Here is a 22,304-nt window from a genome sequence, read left to right as displayed (position 1 = left end):
CCCGGTTCCTGCTTCGCCTTCTGACCGGGCCGCCAGTCGCCCGGTTCCTGCTTCGCTGACCGTCGCCGGAGAGTTGGGGCGGTCGACGGGCCGGTAGCGGACGCTCGGCGGCTGTTGCCTGTCGGCTCGGCGTTCGTCGTTCTGGGCTTTGCCGGACGGCTCGACGGCGTCGTACGGGCCGAAGGTCCAACGGCTGCGTCTGGGATCAGTGCCTCACCGGCATTCTCGGCGCGGTCCGCGCGGTGGCCGCTGTGCTGTTCGGCTGAGGTGTCGCTGATCGGGTCTTACGGGCCGTAGGTGCCGGAGATCGACAAGGTTGCGTGAGGTCCTGGCTCCGGAGTCGCAAGCGCTGCGTCCGCGGCGAGGCGTGCCGTGCCGTGCCGTGCCGCACCGCACCGCACCGTGCCGCACCGCACCGCACCGCACCGCACCGTGCCGCACCGCACCGCACCGCGCCGCACCGTGCCGTGCCGTGCCGCGCCGCACCGCACCGCGTCGCGTCGCACCGCGCCGCGCCCGATCTTGGAGACTTCACCACCGTTTTCGGTGGTGAAGTCTCCAAGATCGGCGAGGGAAGTCGGTGATCGGCAATCTGGGTCGGGCGCGGCCGAGACCGCTGTAAAAGATTGAGGGGTAGCGGCCGAAGCTGCCAGCGAAGGGCGAAGGGCGAAGGGCGAAGGGCGAAGGGCGAAGGGCGAAGGGCGAAGAGGAGAAGGGCGGAGGGCGAAGGGCGAAGAGGAGAAGGGCGGAGGGCGAAGGGCGAAGAGGAGAAGGGCGGAAGGGCGGAAGGGCGGAGGGGCGAAGGGACGAAGGGCGAAGGGGTGGACGGGCGGAGGGACGAAGGGCGAAGGGGTGGACGGGCGGAGGGGCGAAGGGCGAAGGGGTGGACGGGCGGAGGGGCGAAGGGGAGAAGGGCGAAGGGGAGAAGGGCGGAGGGACGAAGGGACGAAGGGCGAAGAGGAGAAGGGCGGAGGGCAGAAGGGCGAAGAGGAGAAAGGCGAAGAGGAGAAGGGCGAAGGGGCGAAGTGCGAAGGCGAAGGCGAAGGCGAAGGGGCAGACGGGCGGAGAGGAGAAGGGCGGGGACGGAGGGTGGACGGCCGGCGGAGGGCTGAGGGTGGACGGCGGACGGTGGGCGTGGCTGCCCAAGGGCGGCGACTCGCTAAGCCGGGGACAACCGGTGGGTCGACAGCGGGACGTAATCGCCGTCGATGCTGTCCACCAAGGCGAACTCATGCACGGTCCAGGACGGGCCGGAGTAGCTTTCGAGGGTGGTTGTGAGGCGGCGGTCGTACCGATAAGAGATCGTGAAATGCGGCCGGAACGGTCGCGCGTCGATCGGGAAGCCCGCCTCGGCCAGTGCGTGCCGGATGTCCTCGCGGAAGGTGGTCAGGCGCTCCAGGTCGCCGTGCACGCCGGCCCAGGTCACCGAACCGAAACGGCCCGCGCCGGCCAGCCGCAAGGTGATCGGGCCGGGCGGTGGTACGGCGGCGAGCGCGTCGGTGACGAGTGGGACGTCGGGGTCCGGGACGTCACCGAGGAAGGCCAGTGTGACGTGCCATTTCTCTGGCCGGCGTGCCGCCGACGAGGGCAGCACCCGGCACAGATGATCGACGGCCTCCTCGGACGGGAAGACCGCGACGAAAAGTCGGCTCAGGAGGACTCGCGGGCTGCCGGACCGCCGCCGAACAACACGTCGTCCCAGCTGGGGAGCCGCTTGCGCGGCTTGCTGTTCTCCTCGGACTCGGTGCCCGCCTGGTTGGCCTGACCAACTGTGCGGCGCGGGCGCAGCACCGCGAGGGACGGGACGGCCGGCACCTCCTTGGGCAGGTCGGCGTCGTCGTCGAAGGCCGAACCGGAACCGCCACCGAGCAGCGCGGCAGCGCCCCCGGCGACCGGACGGCGAGCCGGGGACTCCAGGCTGCGGCCGGACGAACCCTCCAGCGGACGGTCCAGTGAGGCGAGCAGCGCGTCACGGCTGGCCCGGATCGAGTCGCGGGTCGACCGCGCGGCAGCGGGGTCGGCGCTGGGCAGGCCGTGGCCGCCGCGGGTCGGCTCGCCGCTGCGGGCCGGGCCGGGCAGGCCGTGACCGCCACGCTCGGGCGCCGGCTCCTGACCGAGGATCTGGGTGGGCCGCTCGGCACACAGATACTGCGCCATGTCGTCGTGCGGGGAGACCACCTGGCGGCCCTTGTCGAGGTCCCAGATGGCCTGCGCGGTGGCCTTGCCGGACGGCCAGGTCGCGACGATGCGCCAGGTGCCGTCGTCGCGGCGGAACGCGTCCCACGAGATCTTCTCGGTGTCGATGCCGTGCTGCGCGAGGCGGCTGTCGACCACCTCGGCCAGAGGCTGACCCGAATCGGACGTCTTCAGCCGGGTGCGGCGGGCGTGCTGCGCCAGCATCGCCCGCTCCTGGAGCACCGGACCGGCGTAGCGGAGGACCCGGTCGACCGGCACACCCGCGATGCGGGCCACATCCTCCGCGGACTCGCCGGAGCGGATGCGGGCCTGGATGTCACGCGGCGACAGGGTAGGCGTGCTGGGGTCGGACGTCAGGACCGAGACCACACTGCCAGGGGCCACCGGACCCTCGTGGAGCGCACCCGAGATCCGGTCGTCGATGGGAAGAGCCAGGAGCCGGCCGACCTCGTCGGCGAGCACCAGAGCATGACCGTCCTCGGAGAGGGCGACGAAGCGTACCGGCCGCATGCGTTGCCTCCGTCCCGTCGCGTTGGCCTGGACATCCCGAGAGTCATCCACCCGGGCGCGTTTCGGAACACGGTACGCGCCTCGGTCACCCAATGGGGGTAAGCCACGCCGTCAAGATGCTGACCAGCGGAGATGATCTTCATCGTCCGCAACCGCATTCCTGCAAACCCTTTTATGGGTACGGGTACCCCGTCGTCAACCGCAATGAACCCCGTCACTGATCGGACGGGTGATTTCTACATGCGCTCCACGACGTAGTCGATGCACGTGGTCAGGGCCGTGACGTCGGACGGGTCGACGGTCGGGTAGAGAGCGACCCGCAGCTGGTTGCGGCCCAGTTTGCGGTAGGGCTCGGTGTCGACGACGTCGTTGGCGCGCAGCACCTTCGCGATCGCCGCGGCATCCACACCCTCGGCGAAGTCGATGGTCGCGACCGCGGCCGACCGCAGCGCCGGGTCGGTGATGAACGGCTCGGCGAACGTGGACCGGTCGGCCCAGCCGTAGATCGCGGCCGCACTCTCCGCACTGCGCTTGACCGCCCACGACAGACCGCCCTGCGCGTTCATCCAGTCGACCTGCTCGGCGGCGAGGAAGACGGTGGCCAGCGCCGGCGTGTTGTAGGTCTGCTCCAGACGGGACTGCTCGATCGCGGTCACCAGGTCGAGGAACTGCGGGATGTAGCGCCCGGACGACTTGATCTCGAAAGCCCGCTCGATCGCGGCCGGCGACATCAGGGCCAGCCAGATCCCGCCGTCGGAGCCGAGCGCCTTCTGCGGGGCCAGGTAGTAGACGTCGGTCTCGCTGACGTCGACGTCGAGGCTGCCACCGCCGGAGGTGGCGTCGGTGAGCAGCAGCGCGCCCGGGTCGGCGCCCTCGACCCGGCGGACCGGCACGGCCACACCGGTGGACGTCTCGTTCTGCACGGTGGCGTAGACGTCGACGCCGGCCTCGGCGCTCAGGTAGGCCGCCTGGCCACCCGGAGCCCGGTGCACGGTCGGCTCGGCCAGGAACGGCGCGTCGGTGACGGCCTGCACGAACTTGGCGCCGAACTCGCCGAACTCGGCGAACTGAGCCTTCTCCCGGACCAGGCCGAACGTCGCGACCTCCCAGAACGCGCTGGTGCCGCCGTTGGACAGGATCACCTCGTAGCCGTCCGGCATCGAGAAGAACTCGGCCAGCCCGCGCCGCAGCCGGGCCACGTGGTCCCTCACCGTCCTCTGCCGGTGGGAGGTGCCCATGAAGGTGCGGGACACCGCGGAGAGCGCCTCGACGCCTTCGGGACGAACCTTGCTCGGCCCGGAGCCGAACCGTCCGTCGACGGGCTTGATCGCGTCGGGAATCCGGATGTCAGTCACGGTCACACATTATGCGGGAGCTGATCCCAGCCCTCGACCTCCTGCGGCTTCCTCGGCTCCGGTCCCACATAGTGGAGACCCGGGCGCAGGATCCGGCCGAGTTTCTTCTGCTCCAGGATGTGCGCGCTCCAGCCGGCGACCCGCGCGCAGGTGAACATCGACGTGAACATGTGCGCCGGGACCTCGGCGAAGTCGAGCACCACGGCCGCCCAGAACTCCACGTTCGTCCACAGGTGCTGATCGGGCCTGCGCTCGTGGAGCTGGGCCAGCGCCGCCCGCTCCAGGGCCTCGGCCACCTCGTACCGCGGGGCACCGAGGTCCTTGGCGATCCGGCGCAGCACCCGGGCCCGCGGGTCCTCGGCGCGGTAGACCCGGTGACCGAAACCCATCAGCCTGTCGCCGTTGTCGAGCGCGTCCTTCACGAACGCCTCGGCGTCGCCGCTGCGCTCAACCGCTTCGATCATCTGCAGCACCCGGGTGGGCGCACCGCCGTGCAGCGGGCCGGAGAGCGCACCGATGCCCGACGAGATGCAGGCTGCCGCGTCGGCGCCGGTGGAGGCGACGATCCGGGCGGTGAACGTGGACGCGTTGAGCCCGTGCTCGCAGGACGAGATGAAATACGCGTCGACGGCCTTGACGTGCCGCGGGTCGGGCTCGCCGCGCCACCGGCGCATGAACCGCTCCACGATGGTCTCGGCCTTGTCGATGTCCTTCTGCGGGACGGCCGGCAGACCCAGGCCGCGGGCCGCCTGCGCCACGAACGAGAGCGCGGTCACCGACACCCGGGCCAGGTCACGGCGGGCCTGCTCGTCGCCGATGTCGAACATCTGCGACAGCCCCCAGTAGGGCGCCAGCATCGCGACCGCGGACTGCACGTCGACGCGGATGTCGCCGGAGTGCACCGGCACCGGGAACGGCTCGGCCGGTGGCAGCCCCGGCCCGAACCGGCCGTCCACCAGCAGGCCCCAGACGTTGCCGAACGAGACCTGTCCGATCAGGTCCTCGATGTCGACGCCGCGGTACCGCAGGGCGCCACCGTCCCGATCGGGCTCGGCGATCTCGGTCTCGAACGCGATGACGCCCTCGAGCCCGGGCTTGAAGTCGGTCACGGCACTCCCTGTGGAACCGAACTGCGGTGGGTGATTCATATTGCCCGCCGGGTAACCGCACGGTCGACCCGTCGCGATTGTGCTCTCGATGACACCCATCCTGGTTCAACTGACGTTTCCGGGCGGGGGACTTACGGTCGTTTCCGCCCCCTGGAAGCGTCCGGGAGGCGCCGAGACGGGATGCGAAGGAGGCGGTGTGGCCACTGAACCGCCGTCACCAGCCGGGATGCGCCGGGATTACACCGAGTGGCCGCCACTTGTCGAGAACGCCCTGGCCGGCTCCTGGACCAGCCAGTTCGCGATCTGGTTCGCCGACGCGACGGCCTTCGGCCTGCCGGAACCCAACGCGATGATCGTGGCCAGCGTGGGCGAGAGGGCTCGGCCGTCGGCGCGCACGGTCCTCCTCAAGGGGTACGACGAGGACGGTTTCGTCTTTTTCACGAACTATGAGTCGCGCAAAGGTACGGAGCTGGCGCTTCACCCGTACGCGAGCCTGGTCTTCCCCTGGTTTCCGATGCAGCGCCAGGTGATCGTCGCCGGCCCGGTCGAGCGCGTGTCCCGCGAGGAGACCGAGGAGTACTTCGCGTCCCGCCCGCGCGGCTCCCAGCTCGGCGCCTGGGCCAGCCCGCAGTCCCGGGTGCTGCCCGGCCCCGAGGCGCTGGACGAGGGGCTCGCCGCGGTGGCCGAGAGGTTCGCCGAGGGCCCGGTGCCTCCGCCGCCGCACTGGGGTGGGCTGCGGGTGCGGCCGGAGAGCGTGGAGTTCTGGCAGGGGCGCAGCAGCCGGCTGCACGACCGGCTCCGGTTCCGCCGCGACGAGACGAGCCGCGACGGGCTGGACTGGGTCGTCGAGAGGCTCGCGCCTTGAGCCAGGGCACCAGGGAGCCCCGGTCCTGGATGATCGACACCCGTCCGCTGAGCGTGCCGACGTTCCGCCGGACATGGGTCGGCAACGGCGCCGCGTACTTCGGTTTCCAGTTCACCGCGGTCGCCGTGCCGGTGCAGATGTTCGCCATCACGGATTCGCCCACCTGGGTCGGGCTGATCGGGGTCGCGGGTCTCGTACCCCTGCTGATCTTCGGGTTGTGGGGCGGCGCCGCCGCCGACGTGGTGGATCGCCGCAAGCTGCTGCTCGCCGGCTCGCTGATCACCTGGGTGACCACCGTCGTGCTGCTGGTGCAGGCGGTGGCCGGGGTGCGCAGCCCGCATCTGCTGCTGGTGCTGACCGCGATCCAGGCGGCCGGGTTCGCGGTGAGCTCGCCGGCCCGGCAGGCGATCGTCCCGCGGATCGTGCCGGAGCCGCTGGTACCGGCCGCGAACACGCTCAACTACACGGCCTCCACGGCCGGCGGGGTGCTCGGGCCGCTGGCCGCCGGCGTGATCATGGGCATCTGGTCGACCGGCACCGGCGTCGAGGTGGCGTACGCGCTGGACGCCCTGCTGTTCACGGTGACGTTCTGGGCGACCTGGCGGCTGCCGGACATTCCGCCGGTGATCCCGGACTCCTCCGAGGCACCCGAGAAGCCCAGCGTGGGCCTGCGCGGCATCCTGACCGGCCTGAGGTTCCTGGTCACCCAGCCGGTGCTGCTGCTCTCGTTCGCCGTCGACCTGGTCGCGATGGTGTTCGCCATGCCGCGGGCGCTGTTCCCCGCGGTCGCGCAGGAGCAGTTCGGCGGCGGCTCGGCGGTCGGCTGGCTGTACAGCGCGATTGCGATCGGCGCGATGGTCGGCGGGCTCACCTCCGGCTGGATCAGCCGGGTCCGCAGGCAGGGGCTCGCCCTGATCGCCGCGGTGGTCGTCTGGGGCCTGGCGATCTCGTTGTCCGGTCTGGCGCGCAGCCTGTGGCTGATGGTGCTGCTGCTGGCCCTGGCCGGTATGGCCGACCTGGTCAGCGCGGTCTACCGGCAGACGATCATGCAGACCTTCGCGCCGGACCACCTGCGCGGGCGGCTCCAGGGCGTGTTCACCGTCGTGGTCGCCGGCGGCCCGCGCCTGGGTGACCTGCGTGCCGGCGCGACCGCCGACCTGACCAGCGTGTCCACCTCCTGGGTGGGTGGTGGCCTGGTCGCCGCCGGGCTGGCCGTGGTGCTGGGACTCAGTTCGCCCGCACTCATCCGATACCGGCCCGAGCGCGATCCGGAGGACGACCGATAGTGTCGCGGGTATGAGCGCAGAGTCAGCCGCCAGGTCCGGCATCCAGTGGTCGATCGAGGCGGACGGGCACCGGGCCGTTCTCGTGGAGGTCGGCGGGACGCTCCGGTCGTACTCCGTGGACGGCGCAGAGATCCTGGACGGGTTCGGCACCGACGAGATCTCACCCGGGTCGGCCGGCCAGATCCTCGCGCCCTGGCCCAACCGTATCCGTGACGGGCAGTACGAGTTCGAGGGGCAGGCCTACCAGCTCGCGCTCACCGAGCCGGCCAAGCGGACGGCCATCCACGGCCTGGTCAACTGGGCCCGCTGGCGGCTCGCCGAGCAGACCCCCGCCTCGGTGACGTTGGAGTTCGAGTTGCCGGCGCAGGTCGGCTACCCGTGGTCGCTGCTGCTGCGGGCCCGCTGGTCGGTCTCGGCCGACGGTCTCCGGTGCGATCAGGAGGTGGTCAACACCTCGGCGGCCAACGCGCCGTGGGGTTACTCCGTCCACCCGTACTTCCGGCTGCCCGGTGTGTCGGTCGACGACACGGTGCTGCACGTGCCGGCCAAGTCCCGCATCCAGGCCGACGCCCGCCTGCTCCCGATCGGCGCCACCAAGATCGCCGGCACCGAGTTCGACTTCTCCGAGCCGCGACGCATCGGTGACCTGGTGCTCGACACCACCTTCGGCGACATCGACTTCGACGCCGACGGCATCACCACCCTCACCCTGGCCGACCCGGCTGCGGATCGGCGGATCCTGGTGTGGGCCGACGAGAAGTTCAAGTACTGGCAGGTGTTCTCGGCCGACACGCTGCACGGCGAGCGGTTCCGCCGCTCGATCGCGATCGAGCCGATGACCTGCCCGCCGGACGCCTATCGCACCGGCCGTGACCTGACCGTCCTCTCCCCGGGCGAGACCTGGGCGACGTCGTGGGGCGTCCGGGTCACCCTCTGATGGAGTTCGACGAGGTGGTCCGCCGCCGGCGGATGGTGCGCGCCTACGACCCGGATCGTCCGGTTCCTCCGGAGCTGGTCGACAAGATCGTCCGGCACGGATTGCGGGCGCCGTCGGCCGGGTTCAGCCAGGGGTGGAGTTTCCTGGTCCTGACGGCGCCGGAGGACCGGGAGCGGTACTGGGCGGTGACCGCCGATGCCGACGGGCCGGCCGACGGCTGGCTGACCCGGATGCGGACGGCGCCGCTGATCATCGTGGCGCTGTCCAACAAATCGGCCTATCTCGACCGTTATGCGCAGCCGGACAAGGGCTGGGCGGATCGCGACGAGTCCCGCTGGCCGGTGCCGTACTGGGACATCGACACCGGCTTCGCCGCCCTGCTCATGCACCTGACCGCGGTCAACGAGGACCTGGGTTCGTGCTTCTTCGGGGTGCCCGCGGCACGGTTGCCGGCCTTCAAGGACGCCTTCGGGGTGCCGGACGAGTTCCACCCGATCGGGGCGCTCACCGTGGGGTACCGGATGGCCGACAAGAGGTCACCGTCACTGCGGCGTGGCCATCGGCCGGTGGCGGACGTGGTGCATCATGGCCGGTGGGCTTCGTCGGGCGAGGTCTGACCTGCCCGCGGCTACGCTGTCATGCGGGTGGAACATTTCTCACGGAAAGGGCAGCCGCCGTGATCTTCAAAGCGGTCCGGGACGGAGCCCCGTACCCCGATCACCAGACGACACTCAAGGAGTGGGCGGAGATTCCGCCGCGCCCGATCCGGCTCGCTGATCTGATCACCACCAAGCGCGAGCTCGCGCTCGACAAGCTTCTCGCCGAGGACTCCACGTTCTACGGAGACCTGTTCCCGCACGTCGTGGAGTATCAGGGGCATCTCTATCTGGAGGACGGGCTGCATCGGGCGCTGCGGGCGGCTCTCCAGCAGCGCAACCAGATCCACGCCCGGGTCCTGGTCGTGGAGGACTGACCCGGCTCGGCGCGCTGCTCTCCGGTCGCGAATGTCGTACCCCCTCCGTACCGTAAGGGCATGGCCGCATCGCCCACCCCCGACGAACCGACCAGCGAATATCCGGCCGTGCACGATCGGCCGGACGCTCCGGAGCCCACGCCTGAGCCCGCCCCCGGGCCGAGCGGCTTCGCGCGGCTGCTGATCTTCGTCGGCTTCGTCTTCGCACTGATCGTGGCGTCCTGCCTCGGGCTCCGCGCGATCAATGTGCTGCCCACCTTCGACAACCCGTTCGCCCAGGAGACCACCGACCGCAGTCAGCCGGTGCTCCTCCAGTCCATGCGCGACCTTCAGCGCTATGTGGCGGCCGACGGTACCTTCCAGGTGATCGTCGATCTCCAGGAGAACAGGGACAACATCCCCGACTTCCTGATCAACCGGCGGACGCTGTTCGTCGGCTCGGGCACTGTCGAGACCTACGTGGACTTCAGCGGTCTCTCCGGCGACGCGCTGAAGATCGACGAGGAGAAGAAGACGATCGAGCTGACGCTGCCCGCCCCGCAGCAGTCCACCGCGGCGCTCGACATGGAGCGCAGCTACGTCGTGGCGGAGGAGCGGGGCCTGTTCAACCGGATCGGCGACGCCTTCCGTGACGATCCAGGCAAGCAGCAGCAGGTCTATCAGCTCGCCCAGCAGCGGATCACCGAGGCAGCGCGGGCGAGCGAGCTCGACGAGCGGGCCCGGGAGAACACGCAGCGGATGCTGGAGAGCCTCTTCGCCCGGCTCGGCTACACCACGGTCACGGTGTCCTTCGCGAGCCCATGAGCCGCCGGCGGTGAGCCGCTGGTGGTGAGACACAGGCGGGCCGCGTCCCGGGCTTCGTTGCCCGGGGCGCGGCCCGTCCGTCGGTTCCGGGCGCCCCGACACGGGGGCAGGGCGGGGCGCCCGGAGGTCTCGTCATGCCCGCTGCCGGCGGTTACTCGCTCGGCATCAGAGCCCAGAGGATCAGGTAGATGAGGAACTGGGGGCCGGGCAGGAGGCACGAGACGACGAAGAGGAGCCGGACCGTCCCCGGCCGCATGCCGAAACGCTGGGCCAGACCGGCGCAGACACCGGCGATCCTGCGGTTGTGACGAGGGCGGGAGAACGAGCGGGTCCTGAGGGGGCTGGTCACTTCATCCACTCCTTCGGCGGTGGCCCCGGCTTCCTGCCGTGGCCACTTCGACGGTAGGTACGGGAGAGCCGCCGCCCCTCGTCCCCGAGGTGGATGCCGGCGAGACAACTCCCGTAAGGGTTACCCGTACCCATCTGATGTCCGCTGTTAACCTGAAGCCGCTTCGGCCCTGGTGAGGGCCGTTTTGCCGGCGTCCAGGAGTGGTCCGGGCTCGTTGAGGACGGGGGTGCCGGCACGCGGTCGCGGCCGGATCGGCGCGTGGTTCAGGAGGCAAGCGGTGGTGCACGGGTGACTCTCGCCGTTCTGACCGCCCGGGCCGGCCATGGCATACCGGACGGCGAGGCCGATCGGATCGCCGCGGACCTCACCGCCGCGTTGCGGGCCGCGGGTGTCACAGCGATAGACCGGCTTGTTCCCGGCGCGGACGAGGAATCCCGGCTGCGCGAGCTGGCCCGGCGGGCCCGGGACGCCGGCGAGTCGCTGCTGATCTGCCCGGACAATCTGGTGGCCCACGGCAGCCTGCTCCGGATCCTGGCCACCGATCCGGCCGGGCGCAGCACCGTGCTCGTCATCGCCGACCGGGCCCGGGAGAAGCAGGAGCGGGCCGGGGAGAAGCAGGAGCGGGCCAGGGAGAGGCAGGAGCGGGCCGGGGAGGAGCAGGAGCGGGCCGGGGAGAAGCAGGAGCGGGCCAGGGAGAGGCAGGAGCGGGCCGGGGAGGAGCAGGAGCGGGCCGGGGAGGAGCAGGAGCGGGCCGGGGAGAGGCAGGAGCGGGCCGGTGCGGAGCGGGGCCGGGCCCGGGGCGGGGAACTGCGGGAGGAGCGCGGCCGGGTGGTCGTCGCGCCGCCGGGTGGCGGGACCGTGCGCCATCTCGGCGCCGTCTGTGTCGCCCCGGCCGACCTGTCGCTGCTGGAGAAGGCTCTCGACCGCCCCGATCCGCTGGGCGAGATGCTGGCCGACGGATTCGTCCCGGTCGCCACCCGGGTCCGGTTGCTGCACGCCGAGCAGGTGGAGACCACGGATCAGCTGGCCGCCGCACGGGACGCGATCGCCGCGGTGGACGAGGACGCGGCGCGCCTCCGGCTCGCGGTCAAGGAGCAGGACGACTTCTTCACGACGTACGCCGTGAGCACCTGGTCGCCGCACCTGACGCGACTGGCCGCGCGCCTGCGGTTGAGCCCGGCCGCCGTGACGGGGTTGTCGGTGCTGTTCGCGGCCGGTGCGGCGCTGCTGTTCTGGCAGGCGTCCCGGGTCGGCCTGGTGCTCGGCGGGGTGCTGCTCTATCTCGGCTTCGTGCTCGACTGCGTGGACGGTCAGCTGGCCCGGTACACGCGCAGGTTCGACGCGTTCGGTGGCTGGCTCGACACGATGGCCGACCGGGCCAAGGAGTACATGGTCTATGCCGGGCTGGCGGCCGGGGCGGATCGGATGGGGTTGCCCTACGCCTGGCCGTTGGCGATCACCGCGATCGTGCTGCAGACCGCCCGGCACATGACCGACACCTGGTACGGCGCGCTGCACGACGAGGCGGCCGCCCGGCCCGCCCCGGCTGCGCCCGGTGGGTTCGGTGCACGTCTCGGTGCCGTGTCGGTGCGGGCGCAGGTCCGGCGGGGCTCGTTCGTCTACTGGGCCAAGCGGATCGTGGTGTTCCCGATCGGGGAGCGGTGGGCGCTGATCGCGGTGCTGGCGGCTTTCACCGACGGGCGGGTCACCCTCGCCGTGGTCGTCGGGTTCGGGCTGTTCGCCGCGGCGTACACGCTGGTGCTGCGTTCGCTGCGGGCGTTGCCGATGCGGATGTCGGTGCTCGACCGGGTGGACACCGCGCGGCACCGCGACGACGGGCCGCTGGTCCGGGTGGTGCTGAGCCGGGTCCGCGCCGGACGGCCCCTGCCGTTCGCCGCGATCTTCCTGGCGTACGCGCTGGCCGCCGTCACGGTGCTCGCCGGTGGTGGGCCGGGCGCCGCTCCCTGGCTGCTCGCGCTCGTCGTCGTCCCGGTGCTGCTCGCCGGCTTCACCGGGCGGACCCGGCACGGCGGAGCCTTGGACTGGCTGGTGCCTGCCGCCCTGCGCGCCGCCGAATACCTGGTGGTGGTCGCGGCCGGGCGGTACGGGGACGTTCCGCCGCCGCTGATCTTCCTGTTGCTGTTCACGCTCACACTGCGGCACTACGACCTGACCGCGCGGATGGAGAAGGGCGCGCCGGCGATCGGGGCCAACGGCGCCGTGCTGGGCTGGGACGGCCGGGTGCTGCTGCTCGTACTGGCCGCCTTGATCGGATGGGCCACCGCCGGGACGGTTCTGCTGGCCTCCGTGGTGGCCGGTGCGTTCACGCTCACAGCCGTCAATGGCTGGCGCGCCTCCCGCTGAGGTCGCGGCCGCTCGTCGACACGTCGTGGCTGTGAACGTGCACACGCTGGACCTGCGATGTTCAGTCTTCTGTAATCGATTGATCACTATGTGCGAATGGCACTTTCGTCCGATGGTGAACCATCGAAGGCACTCGCAGAGTTAGTGCCCGATCGCCGACCGTCGTGGGTTCGGGATCGCCATCGATCGCGGGAGGTTGACGGTGTCCACCGTCGCGCTCAAAGACGTCACCAAGATCTGGCCAGACGGCACCTACGCCGTCGACAACGTCAGCCTGGAGGTGCAGGACGGCGAGTTCATGGTCCTGCTGGGACCCTCGGGCTGCGGCAAGTCGACCGTGCTGCGCATGATCGCCGGGCTGGAGGATCCCACGCGGGGGGAGATCCTTCTCAATGGTGAGCCGGTGCTGGAGCTGCCGCCCCGGGACCGCAGCATCGCCATGGTGTTTCAGGACTTTGCGCTCTATCCGCACATGACGGTGTCGGAGAACATCGGCTTCCCGCTCAAGCTGTCCGGCATCGAGACGTCGCCCCGGCAGGATCGCGTGGACGCGATCGCGGGCGCCCTGGGGATCGGCGAGGTGCTCGGCCGCCGGCCCAGCCAGCTCTCCGGTGGCCAGCGGCAGCGTGTCGCGATGGGCCGTGCCATGGTGCGGCGACCAGGGATCTTCCTGATGGACGAGCCGCTGTCCAACCTAGACAGCGGGCTGCGGGCCGAGCTGCGGGCCGAGATCAGCAGCATGACGCGCGAGCTCGGCGTCACGACCATGTACGTGACGCACGACCAGGCCGAGGCGCTGACCATGGCCGACCGGGTCGCGATCATGCGCAAGGGCGTGCTCCAGGATCTCGGCACGCCGACCGAGGTCTACCGGCGCCCGGCCACCCTCTACACCGCCGCGTTCCTCGGCTCGCCGAAGATGAACCTGCTGGAGGCCGCGGTCTACGTGCACCTGGACCGCTACATCGCACTGAGCTTCGGCGAGCAGACCCTCTACCTGCCGTGGAGTGACCCACGGGCACGGGCGGTGGCCCGCTATCACGGCGAGCGGATCGTGGTCGGCATCCGGGCCGAGGCGCTCACCCCGGTCACCCCGGACACGCAGGGCCACGTCTTCCAGGGCCGGATCCGTTACCTGGAGCACCACGGACACGAGTCGCTGGCATACCTCGACATCGGCGCCACGGCCATCGTGGTGGACGAGATCGGCGCGGCGGTGACCGACACCACAGCCGGCGGCGGAGGCGCGTTCAAGAGGCTGGGAGGGGCCCTGCAGCGGCTGACGCGCCCGAGCGCGGCGGAAGTGGCCCCGGAGGGCCCCGGAGGTGTGGCCACCGACCCGGGGCGGCACCACCGCAAGCCTGCCGAGCTTGCGGTGCGGCTTGCGCCGTACCCCCAGGTCTCGCCTGGTCATCCGCTTGCGGTGTCGGTCCGGATCGACGCCGTGCACTTCTTCGACCAGCGTGGTGACCGCATCGATGTCGGCTGGCGCTGAGCGCAACGATCCGCGCCACTTCCGGGCGCGTTCCAGGATGCCTCCCGCCACCGTGCGGCCACAGCGCGTAGGCTGCACGACGGTGGAGGACAGGATCGGCCAGAGCGTGCGTTCGGCTCTCGACGGGGAGCCGAGGGTCGATGCCGCCCCGCCCCGGGAGTGGCCGGTCCTGCTGGACCGCCCGTTCGGTCCGGACGACATCGCCGTCCTGCGGCATGAGATCACGCGTCTGCTCGGGGCCGCCGGTCTCGCCGGTGACCGGCAGGACGGGTTCGTGCTGGCCGTCAACGAGGTGCTCACCAACGTCGTGTTGCACGCCGGCGGCAGCGGCCGCGTCGTCCTGAAGATCGAGGACGGTTCGGTGTGGTGCGTGGTGACCGACTCGGGTCCGGGCATCCCGGGTGCCTATCTGGACGAGTTGCGCACCCCGGAGGCGTTCGAGGTCGGCGGGCGCGGGCTGTGGCTGACACATCGGCTCTGTGACGAGGTCACGACGGCCACCGGGCCTATCGGCACGTCGATCGGACTGCGGATCATCTTGGATTCCGCAGCTTGAACGACTTGTAAACCATCGTGGAAATGTGAAGCTGCCCTTCGCCTCTCGCCCGCGATCGGGTCCGGCTACATTGGGCGCGTGCTCGGACTTCCTTCACAGGTGACCGCTTGTCTATTCGATCTTGACGGCGTGCTTACGCAAACCGCGCTGGTGCACAACGCTGCGTGGAAACAGACGTTCGACGCGTTCCTGAAATCGTGGGCCGATCAGCGCGGAGAGCCTTTCGTGCCGTTCGATTCCGAGGCCGACTATCACCGATATGTCGACGGCCGTCAGCGTGCCGACGGGGTCCGGACCTTTCTGGCCTCGCGGGACATCACGCTGCCCGAGGGCGACCCCGACGACACCCCCGATCGGGAGACCGTCAACGGCATCGGCAATCGCAAGAACCTGCTCGTGCTACAGAAGATCAAGGAAGGCGCCGTACAGGTCTACCCCGGATCGGTGGAGTACCTGAAGGCCGCACACGCCGCCGGTCTACGCCGTGCGGTGGTGTCGGCGAGCGCCAACTGCAAGGACGTCCTGGAGGCGGCCGGGATCGCCGACCTCCTGGAGGCCCGCGTGGACGGGGTCGTCGCGCGTGAGCTGGGCCTGCCCGGCAAACCCGCGCCGGACACCTTCCTGAAGGGTGCCGAGCTGCTCGGCATCGACCCGGCGAACTGTGCCGTCTTCGAGGACGCGCAGGCGGGCGTGGCCGCCGGGCGCGCCGGCGGCTTCGGCATCGTGATCGGCGTGGACCGGGTGGGCCAGGCCGACGCGCTGCGTGAACACGGCGCCGACGTCGTGGTGAAAGATCTAAAAGACCTCCTCTGAAATCAGTTACGAGAGGCACGACCGTGATCCGTGAACGGGCCTACCCCGTCGACCCTTGGCACATCCGGGAGACCCGGCTCGACCTGGACCTGCTGGCCCAGTCCGAGTCGGTGTTCGCGCTCTCCAACGGCCACATCGGGATACGCGGAAACCTGGACGAGGGCGAGCCGCACGGCCTGCCGGGCAGCTATCTGAACTCGTTCTACGAGTTGCGGCCCCTGCCGCACGCGGAGGCGGGGTACGGGTTCCCCGAGTCCGGCCAGACCATGGTCAACGTCACCAACGCCAAGCTGATGCGCCTGCTCGTGGACGACGAGCCGTTCGACGTGCGCTACGGCGAGTTGCGGTCCCACGAGCGCTGCCTCGACCTGCGGGCCGGCACGCTGGAGCGGGTCGTCGAGTGGGTGTCGCCGTCGGGCCAGGGCATCCGGGTGCGCACGGTGCGGCTGGTGTCGTTCACCCAGCGCGCCGTGGTGGCCTTCCTCTACGAGGTGGAGCCGCTCGACGCGTCCACCCGGCTCATCCTGCAGTCCGAGCTGGTGGCCAACGAGCAGTTGCCGCCGATGAGCAAGGACCCGCGGGTCGCCGCCGTGCTGGACCGGCCGCTGCAGGCCGAGGAGATGCTGGAGCAGCCCACCGGCGGCATCCTCGTGCACCGCACCAAGGCCAGTGACCTGCGGATGGCCGCGGCCATGGAGCACCTGGTGGAGACGCCGGGCCGGCACGCCATAACCACCGAGGGCCACCCGGACTGGCTGCGCACCACCGTCGCCTGCCGGCTGGAGCCGGGGCAGAAGCTGCGGGTGGTCAAGCTGGCGGCGTACGGCTGGTCCAGCATGCGCTCGCTGCCGGCCCTGCGTGACCAGGTCGGCGCGGCTCTCGCCAGCGCCCGCCTGGACGGCTGGGACGGCCTGGTCCAGCAGCAGAGGGACTATCTCGACGCGTTCTGGGACCACTCGGACGTCAAGGTCGAGGGTGATTCGGAGGTGCAGCAGGCGGTCCGGTTCGGGCTGTTCCACACGCTGCAGGCCGGCGCCCGGGCCGAGCAGCGCCCGATCGGCTCCAAGGGCCTCACCGGCCCCGGCTACGACGGCCACACGTTCTGGGATGCCGAGACGTTCGTGCTGCCGGCGCTGACCTACACCCAGCCCTCCGCGGCGGCCGACGTGCTGCGCTGGCGGCACTCGACGCTGGACCTGGCCCGGGAGCGGGCCCAGACCCTGGGGCTGCAGGGCGCCGCGTTCCCGTGGCGGACCATCCGCGGGCAGGAGTGCTCCGGGTACTGGCCGGCCGGCACCGCCGGGTTCCACATCGCCGCCGACATCGCCGACGCGGTCCGCAGGTACGTGCAGGCCACCGGCGACTACGACTTCGAGCGTGAGGTCGGCCTGGAGCTGCTGGTCGAGACGGCCCGGCTGTGGCGGTCGCTGGGCCACCACGACCGGCACGGGCGGTTCCACATCGACGGCGTCACCGGCCCCGACGAGTACACCGCCGTGGTGAACGACAACATCTACACCAACCTGATGGCCCAGCAGAACCTGATGACGGCGGTCGAGGCGTGCCAGCGTCACCCGGACCTGGCCCGGCGTTTCGGGGTGGACGACGAGGAGGCGGCCTCCTGGCGGGACGCGGCGGCGGCCGTGCACATCCCGTACGACAAGGAGATCGGCGTCCACCAGCAGTGTGAGGGCTTCACCCGGCTCCAGGAGTGGGACTTCGAGAACACCCCGCCGGAGGGTTACCCGCTGCTGCTCAACTACCCGTACTTCGACCTGTACCGCAAGCAGGTGGTGAAGCAGGCCGACCTGGTCATGGCGATGTACATCCGGGGGGACGCGTTCACGCCGGAGGAGAAGGCGCGCAACTTCGCCTACTACGACGCCCGGACGGTACGGGACTCGTCGCTCTCCGCCTGCATCCAGGCCGTCCTCGCGGCCGAGACCGGTCACCTGGAGCTGGCGCACGACTATCTGGGCGAGGCCGCCCTGATGGACCTGCACGACCTGCACCAGAACGCCCGGGACGGCGTGCACGTGGCGTCGCTGGCCGGCACCTGGATCTCGCTGGTCGCCGGACTCGGCGGCATGCGTGACTTCAACGGCCAGCTGTCGTTCGCGCCGCGCCTGCCCAGCCGGATCAACAACCTGGAGTTCTCGCTGCTCTGGCGCGGCCTGCGACTGCGGGTCAGCGTGACCTCCGACGAGGTCACCTACTCGCTGCGCAACGGTGGTGGACAGGCCCGGCTCACCCTGCTGCACCACGGCAAGGAGCTGGAGGTCACCCAGGTCCGGCCGGTGACGATCCCGATCCCGGCGGCTGTTCCGGCCGGCCCGGCGCCGGCTCAGCCGCACGGCCGGGCACCGGTGCGGCGCGCCCTGCACTGAGGTTCTCCGAGACGAGGAAGGCCCGCCCCGAAAGGGGCGGGCCTTCGCGCTGTCTGCGGAAGCTAGAGCATCGATACGTGCACGTGGTCGGTGTGGTCACTGACTCCGTGGTAGTTGCTCCACCCGTTCGCGGGGAACCAGATCTTCTTGTTCCAGATGACGTAGTAGATGCCGAGCGCGTCGGCGTTACGCACCAGGAACGCCATCAGGTTGTTGCCGTACTTGAATTCCTTGTCGGTGTCGTAGGTCGAGAACCCGGACTTCTGCAGCGACCAGTCGCAGGCACGGCCCTTGGGATGCTCGAACGGTCCACCGTCGCGGTGACAGCCGACGAAGTTGCTGAAGCCGGCCTTCTTGACTTCCTTGTACATGTGCAGCGTGCGCTTGGTGACGCAGCCGTTCGTGGTCGGGTCCTTCTCGGTGCACCCCTCGGCCGAGAACCCGCCGTTGGAGTTGCGCGGGGCGGGAGCCGCCTCCGGCGAGTCCGCGACGACCAGACCGTTGGTGACGCCCTTGCCGCCGACCAGGGCCAGCGCGTCGACCGCCTGGTCCTTCTGCTTCTTCATGACGGCGGCGTCCTGTTGCTGCTGCTTCACCTCGGCGTCGAGCCGGGCCTTGCTGTCGGTGATGGTCTTCAGCGCGTCGTTCAGCTCGCGCAGCTTGGCGTCGTGCAGCCGGTTGATCTCCTCGAGGGAGACGGCCTTCTCCAGGAAGTCGCCCGAGGAGTTCGCGTTCAGCAGGTAGCCGATCGAGCTGAGATTGCCCGTCATGTACTGCTCTTTGGCGATCTTGTCGACCTCGGGGATCAGCGCGTCGCGCCGGGCCTCGGCCTGCTTGATCTGGTTGGCCAGCTGAGCCTGGGCCTTCACCGACTTCGTCACCGCGGCCTTGGCGGTCACGTAACGACGGTTGGTGTTCTCGATCACATCGGAGAGAAGCGCGTCCGGCCCGCCGTTCTGCTCCTCTTCTTGGGCGGACGACGAGGAGCCGCCGGGCTCGGCCGAGGCCGGTGACGCCGGTGCCGCGAACATCGCGAGGGTCACCAGCGGTGCCAGGGCAAGTATCAGCCACCGGCGGGGACTTGCGGTCATCAACAGTTCCTTCCGTGTCACCGCCGACCGAGTTAGCTGACGGGTTCGGGACGGAAGCAATCCCTACCGCAAACTGCGGATACACCCCAGTGACCTGGTTCCCCGGCTCGCCTTTCGACGATTGGGCGGCGGCCTGCCGGCAACTCGGGGGCGGTGCCGTCCTGGCAGGACCGGCGGCCAGTTTACCCGAGATATCGCCGTGGATCAGGCCCGAGGAACCGCCAAAAGTGTTACCTCGCAACGACTTTCCGTAATTGTTGTCACCGCTCGTGTCGAGGCAATCGCGGGGCGTACGAGAACTGTCGATCTGTCGATCGAGTGGGTATGGTCGTTGCGGTTCCCGCACGGGAGCCGCCGCCTAATCGCCTTCAATGGCGAGCCGGGGAACCATTATTCCCTGGGGTGAATCCGCTACCCGCGGTAGGGATTTCCTTCGTCCCGAACCCGTCAGCTAACCCGGCCGGCGGCCGACGGAAGGAAATGCCTGTGCAGCAGAACACTGCGCGGCGATTAGCGGCGTTGCTGGCGCTGCTCGTCGCCGCGTGCGGACTGGCCGTCGCCCCGACGCCGGCCACCGCGGCCCCCCGGCTGCTCGCCGCTCCCGGCGACTCCGGTGACGACGGTGAGGGTGGCTCCGCGTCACTGATCGAGAAACTGGAGAAGGCCTCCAAAGGTTTCGTGGAGGCGAAGGCCAAGCTGAAGACATCCAAGGCGCAGCAGGCCAAGCTGACCGCCGAGCTGAAGAAGCTGGACGGCGACCTGGGACCCCAGCAGGACCGGCTTGACCTGCTCGCCTCCCAGGCGTACACCGCGGGCCGTGGCGGCCCGATGGCGGCACTGCTCAGCTCGGACTCCGCCGAGGGCTTCCTGGGGCGGGCCGAGACCCTGGCCATCGTGGCCGCCGACCAGAACCGGGCGATCCAGGACCTCAAGACCACCCGGGAGACCCAGCAGAAGGCCAAGGACGCCATCGACATCGCCATCAAGGACCAGCAGAAGCAGGTCACCGTGATGGCGAAGCAGAAGGAGCAGGCCGAGACCGCTCTGAAGGCGGCCAACCAGGGCAACGACGCCAGCTCCTCGTCGGACGGCGGCGGCAGCGACGACGCGGCGCCGGGCCCGACCGGCACGAGCTGCAGCCAGACCGACCCGACCGGGACCGGTGGCTGCGTCACCCCGACCCTGCTGCACGCCTACAAGGAGGCCCGGGCCGACGGCTTCACCCGGTTCACCAAGTGCTGGCGGACGCAGAACAGCGGTGAGCACCCCAAGGGCCGGGCCTGTGACTTCTCCGCCGAGAAGGGAACCTTCGGCGGGGACGCCACCGGGGCCGACAAGACGTACGGCAACAACCTGGCGAACTACTTCATCAACAACGCCGACGATCTCAACGTGCTCTACGTGATCTGGTACCGCCGGATCTGGCTACCGAGCAGTGGCTGGAAGTCGTACAGCGGGGCGGGCGGAGACCCGTCCAGCGACCACACCAACCACGTGCATCTCTCGGTCAACTAGCACGTCCGAAGGAGTGCGGGGCCTCACCTGCGGGTGAAGGCCTCGTACTCCTTCATCACCTCGCTGGTCGGGCCGTCGGCCCGGATCTCGCCGGCCTCCAGCCAGATGCAGCGCTCGCAGGTGTCGCGGATCGACTGCTCGCTGTGGCTCACCAGGAACACCGTGCCGGCCTCGCCGCGCAGCTGACGGACCCGCTCCTCGCTGCGCTTGCGGAATTTCGCGTCACCGGTGGCCAGCGCCTCGTCGATCAGGAGCACGTCGTGCTTCTTCGCCGCCGCGATGGAGAACCGCAGCCGGGCCGACATGCCCGACGAGTAGGTCCGCATCGGCAGCGAGGAGAAGTCGCCCTTGTCGTTGATACCGGAGAACTCGATGATCTCGTCCTTCTTCGACGCGACCTCGGCCGGTGACATGCCCATGGCGAGGCAGCCCAGCTCGACGTTGCGGTCGCCGGGCAGCTCGTTCATCAGCGCCGCGTTGACACCCAGCAGCGACGGCTGGCCGGCCGCGTAGATCGCGCCGCTGGACACCGGCAGCAGCCCGGCCACCGCGCGCAGCAGCGTCGACTTGCCCGAGCCGTTGGTGCCGATCAGGCCGATCGCCTCGCCCCGGTAGGCGACGAAGCTGACACCCCGCACCGCGTGCACCTCACGGATGTTCGCGTTCTTGCTGCGGGTGGTGAGGCGCTTGAAGCTGGCGAGCGGGCTGGAGCTGGCCGACCCGGCCTGGTGGATCTTGTAGATGATGTGGGCCTGATCCGCGATGACGGTGGGGATGCGCTCGTTGTCAGCCACGGCCGTAGCCCTTCTCTCCGCGCCAGAAGTAGACGAACCCGACGACACCGACGACCAGGCTCCAGACGACCGCCTCGATCCACAGCACGGTGGGCGTGTTGGCGAGGACCGTCTCCTCGAGGAGCGCGTGGCGCATCAGCTCGATGAAGACCAGCAGAGGGTTGGCCTCGACCACCTGGAGCTGCCAGCCGCCCAGCACGTCCCCGAACTTGGTGACCGGGTAGAGGACCGCCGAGCCGTACAGCCAGAACCGCATGATGAACGGGATCAACTGCTTCACGTCGCGGACCTTGGAGCCGTAGCGCGCCATGAACAGGCCGAGCCCGATGTTGAAGAACGAGTGCAGGACCAGCAGTGGCAGCACGAGCAGCCACTCCAGGGTGATCGGCTCGCCGGTGATCAGCACGATCCCCATCAGGACGAACAGCGCCACGATGAAGTTACGGATCTCCACCAGCGCGGCCGAGAGCGGCAGGCTGGCCCGCGGGAAGTGCAGCGCCCGGATCAGGCCGAGGTTGCCGGTGATGGCGTTGGTGCCGGTCTGGACCACCGACTGGGTGAACTGGAAGACGAAGACACCGATGCAGAGGTACGCGATGAAGTTCGGCATGTCGTCGTGGCCGCCCAGCACGAGGCCGAAGATCACGTAGTAGACACCGGCGTTGATCATCGGCGTCAGGACCTGCCAGACCGCGCCGAGCTTGGTGTTGCCCAGCGAGGATGTGATCTTCGCGCTGGCGTGGGCCCGGATGAAGTGCCGGTACGCCCAGAGGGTCCGCGAATACTCCGCGAGGCTCGGAAGGCGCCCGGAGGCGCTCAGGCCGTTGCGCCGGGCCAGCTCCGAGAGGGAGAGGCCGGCGTCGGCCGAGGCGACCGCCGTCTCTGTCATGGGATGGTGCTCCGAT

At 69.9% G+C, this 22,304-nt stretch carries 20 protein-coding genes and 2 riboswitches; of the genes, 12 read left to right on the top strand and 8 right to left on the bottom strand.

What is annotated here, in order from left to right:
• Positions 1-1,159: 1,159 nt before the first annotated feature.
• From thpR to ACFO0C_RS02345, 4 genes are all read right to left on the bottom strand, one after another.
• Complete coding sequence (gene thpR, locus ACFO0C_RS02360) at positions 1,160-1,654, bottom strand: RNA 2',3'-cyclic phosphodiesterase (protein WP_378064971.1); 495 nt, start codon at positions 1,652-1,654, stop codon at positions 1,160-1,162.
• A complete protein-coding gene (gene sepH / locus ACFO0C_RS02355) occupies positions 1,651-2,706 on the bottom strand; it encodes a septation protein SepH (RefSeq protein WP_378064797.1) in 1,056 nt (351 codons plus the stop codon). The genes thpR and sepH overlap by 4 nt, the downstream gene beginning before the upstream one ends.
• A 236-nt stretch (positions 2,707-2,942) precedes the next feature.
• Positions 2,943-4,067, bottom strand: coding sequence for a phosphoserine transaminase (serC, locus tag ACFO0C_RS02350; protein WP_378064796.1), 1,125 nt, complete (start codon positions 4,065-4,067; stop codon positions 2,943-2,945).
• Positions 4,064-5,170, bottom strand: a complete 1,107-nt coding sequence (locus ACFO0C_RS02345; RefSeq protein ID WP_378064795.1) for a citrate synthase 2 — start codon at positions 5,168-5,170, stop codon at positions 4,064-4,066. Before ACFO0C_RS02345 ends, serC begins: the two co-directional genes overlap by 4 nt.
• Before the next feature lie 226 nt (positions 5,171-5,396).
• On the opposite strand from ACFO0C_RS02345, the gene pdxH reads away from it, so the two are divergent.
• From pdxH to ACFO0C_RS02315, 6 genes are read left to right on the top strand one after another with little or no spacing between them, the layout of a single operon-like run.
• A complete protein-coding gene (gene pdxH, locus ACFO0C_RS02340) occupies positions 5,397-6,035 on the top strand; it encodes a pyridoxamine 5'-phosphate oxidase (protein WP_378064970.1) in 639 nt (212 codons plus the stop codon).
• Positions 6,036-6,064: 29 nt separating this feature from the next.
• A complete protein-coding gene (locus tag ACFO0C_RS02335; RefSeq protein WP_378064794.1) occupies positions 6,065-7,321 on the top strand; it encodes an MFS transporter in 1,257 nt (418 codons plus the stop codon).
• A 10-nt stretch (positions 7,322-7,331) separates the two neighbouring features.
• Positions 7,332-8,258: an aldose 1-epimerase family protein gene (locus ACFO0C_RS02330; protein WP_378064793.1), complete on the top strand. Its 927-nt coding sequence runs from the start codon at positions 7,332-7,334 to the stop codon at positions 8,256-8,258.
• On the top strand, positions 8,258-8,875 hold the full coding sequence (locus tag ACFO0C_RS02325) for a nitroreductase family protein (protein ID WP_378064792.1): 618 nt from the start codon (positions 8,258-8,260) through the stop codon (positions 8,873-8,875). Before ACFO0C_RS02330 ends, ACFO0C_RS02325 begins: the two co-directional genes overlap by 1 nt.
• Positions 8,876-8,934: 59 nt before the next feature.
• The gene (locus ACFO0C_RS02320; protein WP_317788963.1) at positions 8,935-9,231 is read left to right on the top strand and encodes a type II toxin-antitoxin system VapB family antitoxin; all 297 of its coding nucleotides are present in this window, start codon (positions 8,935-8,937) and stop codon (positions 9,229-9,231) included.
• 60 nt (positions 9,232-9,291) lie between these two features.
• A complete protein-coding gene (locus ACFO0C_RS02315; RefSeq protein WP_378064791.1) occupies positions 9,292-10,035 on the top strand; it encodes a DUF4230 domain-containing protein in 744 nt (247 codons plus the stop codon).
• 151 nt (positions 10,036-10,186) lie between these two features.
• Here ACFO0C_RS02315 and ACFO0C_RS02310 read toward each other — a convergent pair whose 3' ends face one another.
• Positions 10,187-10,384, bottom strand: a complete 198-nt coding sequence (locus ACFO0C_RS02310) for a PspC domain-containing protein (protein ID WP_378064790.1) — start codon at positions 10,382-10,384, stop codon at positions 10,187-10,189.
• Between the two features lie 288 nt (positions 10,385-10,672).
• Here ACFO0C_RS02310 and ACFO0C_RS02305 point away from each other — a divergent pair, with 288 nt between their 5' ends.
• The 5 genes from ACFO0C_RS02305 (at position 10,673) to ACFO0C_RS02285 (ending at position 17,999) form a co-directional block, all read left to right on the top strand.
• Positions 10,673-12,748 (top strand): DUF5941 domain-containing protein, encoded by a 2,076-nt coding sequence (locus tag ACFO0C_RS02305; RefSeq protein ID WP_378064789.1) that lies wholly within the window; start codon positions 10,673-10,675, stop codon positions 12,746-12,748.
• A gap of 202 nt (positions 12,749-12,950) precedes the next feature.
• Positions 12,951-14,243: an ABC transporter ATP-binding protein gene (locus ACFO0C_RS02300; protein ID WP_378064788.1), complete on the top strand. Its 1,293-nt coding sequence runs from the start codon at positions 12,951-12,953 to the stop codon at positions 14,241-14,243.
• 82 nt (positions 14,244-14,325) lie between these two features.
• Positions 14,326-14,799 carry an ATP-binding protein gene (locus tag ACFO0C_RS02295; RefSeq protein ID WP_378064787.1) on the top strand — a complete coding sequence of 158 codons (474 nt, stop codon included), beginning with the start codon at positions 14,326-14,328 and terminating at the stop codon, positions 14,797-14,799.
• 78 nt (positions 14,800-14,877) lie between these two features.
• On the top strand, positions 14,878-15,612 hold the full coding sequence (locus ACFO0C_RS02290; protein ID WP_378064786.1) for a beta-phosphoglucomutase family hydrolase: 735 nt from the start codon (positions 14,878-14,880) through the stop codon (positions 15,610-15,612).
• Between the two features lie 23 nt (positions 15,613-15,635).
• Positions 15,636-17,999 (top strand): glycoside hydrolase family 65 protein, encoded by a 2,364-nt coding sequence (locus ACFO0C_RS02285; protein WP_378064784.1) that lies wholly within the window; start codon positions 15,636-15,638, stop codon positions 17,997-17,999.
• Between the two features lie 62 nt (positions 18,000-18,061).
• Here the strand turns inward: ACFO0C_RS02285 and ACFO0C_RS02280 are convergent, their stop codons facing one another.
• Positions 18,062-19,090 carry a coiled-coil domain-containing protein gene (locus tag ACFO0C_RS02280; RefSeq protein ID WP_378064782.1) on the bottom strand — a complete coding sequence of 343 codons (1,029 nt, stop codon included), beginning with the start codon at positions 19,088-19,090 and terminating at the stop codon, positions 18,062-18,064.
• Positions 19,091-19,096: 6 nt separating this feature from the next.
• A riboswitch (cyclic di-AMP (ydaO/yuaA leader) is annotated at positions 19,097-19,228 on the bottom strand.
• A 207-nt stretch (positions 19,229-19,435) separates the two neighbouring features.
• Positions 19,436-19,572, top strand: a riboswitch (cyclic di-AMP (ydaO/yuaA leader).
• On the opposite strand from ACFO0C_RS02280, the gene ACFO0C_RS02275 reads away from it, so the two are divergent.
• The gene (locus ACFO0C_RS02275; RefSeq protein ID WP_378064781.1) at positions 19,571-20,605 is read left to right on the top strand and encodes a coiled-coil domain-containing protein; all 1,035 of its coding nucleotides are present in this window, start codon (positions 19,571-19,573) and stop codon (positions 20,603-20,605) included. (Overlaps the previous riboswitch by 2 nt.)
• Before the next feature lie 23 nt (positions 20,606-20,628).
• Here the strand turns inward: ACFO0C_RS02275 and ACFO0C_RS02270 are convergent, their stop codons facing one another.
• Together ACFO0C_RS02270 and ACFO0C_RS02265 are read right to left on the bottom strand one after the other, a co-directional pair.
• The gene (locus tag ACFO0C_RS02270) at positions 20,629-21,399 is read right to left on the bottom strand and encodes an ABC transporter ATP-binding protein (protein WP_378064779.1); all 771 of its coding nucleotides are present in this window, start codon (positions 21,397-21,399) and stop codon (positions 20,629-20,631) included.
• The gene (locus ACFO0C_RS02265; RefSeq protein WP_378064778.1) at positions 21,392-22,288 is read right to left on the bottom strand and encodes an ABC transporter permease; all 897 of its coding nucleotides are present in this window, start codon (positions 22,286-22,288) and stop codon (positions 21,392-21,394) included. Before ACFO0C_RS02265 ends, ACFO0C_RS02270 begins: the two co-directional genes overlap by 8 nt.
• Positions 22,289-22,304 lie beyond the last annotated feature (16 nt).

Source organism: Actinoplanes subglobosus (assembly GCF_042650585.1).
Taxonomy (GTDB): domain Bacteria; phylum Actinomycetota; class Actinomycetes; order Mycobacteriales; family Micromonosporaceae; genus Actinoplanes; species Actinoplanes subglobosus.
Note: the sequence above shows the minus strand (reverse complement) of the source record. Positions and strands in the feature narration are given on the sequence as shown.

Bases quoted from the DNA above. Each gene is read 5' to 3' on its own strand.
- sepH (WP_378064797.1), bottom strand. From the start codon at position 2,706: ATGCGGCCGGTACGCTTCGTCGCCCTCTCCGAGGACGGTCATGCTCTG.
- pdxH (WP_378064970.1), top strand. From the start codon at position 5,397: ATGCGCCGGGATTACACCGAGTGGCCGCCACTTGTCGAGAACGCCCTG.
- ACFO0C_RS02335 (WP_378064794.1), top strand. From the start codon at position 6,065: ATGATCGACACCCGTCCGCTGAGCGTGCCGACGTTCCGCCGGACATGG.
- ACFO0C_RS02330 (WP_378064793.1), top strand. From the start codon at position 7,332: ATGAGCGCAGAGTCAGCCGCCAGGTCCGGCATCCAGTGGTCGATCGAG.
- ACFO0C_RS02325 (WP_378064792.1), top strand. From the start codon at position 8,258: ATGGAGTTCGACGAGGTGGTCCGCCGCCGGCGGATGGTGCGCGCCTAC.
- ACFO0C_RS02315 (WP_378064791.1), top strand. From the start codon at position 9,292: ATGGCCGCATCGCCCACCCCCGACGAACCGACCAGCGAATATCCGGCC.
- ACFO0C_RS02280 (WP_378064782.1), bottom strand. From the start codon at position 19,090: ATGACCGCAAGTCCCCGCCGGTGGCTGATACTTGCCCTGGCACCGCTG.
- ACFO0C_RS02275 (WP_378064781.1), top strand. From the start codon at position 19,571: ATGCCTGTGCAGCAGAACACTGCGCGGCGATTAGCGGCGTTGCTGGCG.
- ACFO0C_RS02265 (WP_378064778.1), bottom strand. From the start codon at position 22,288: ATGACAGAGACGGCGGTCGCCTCGGCCGACGCCGGCCTCTCCCTCTCG.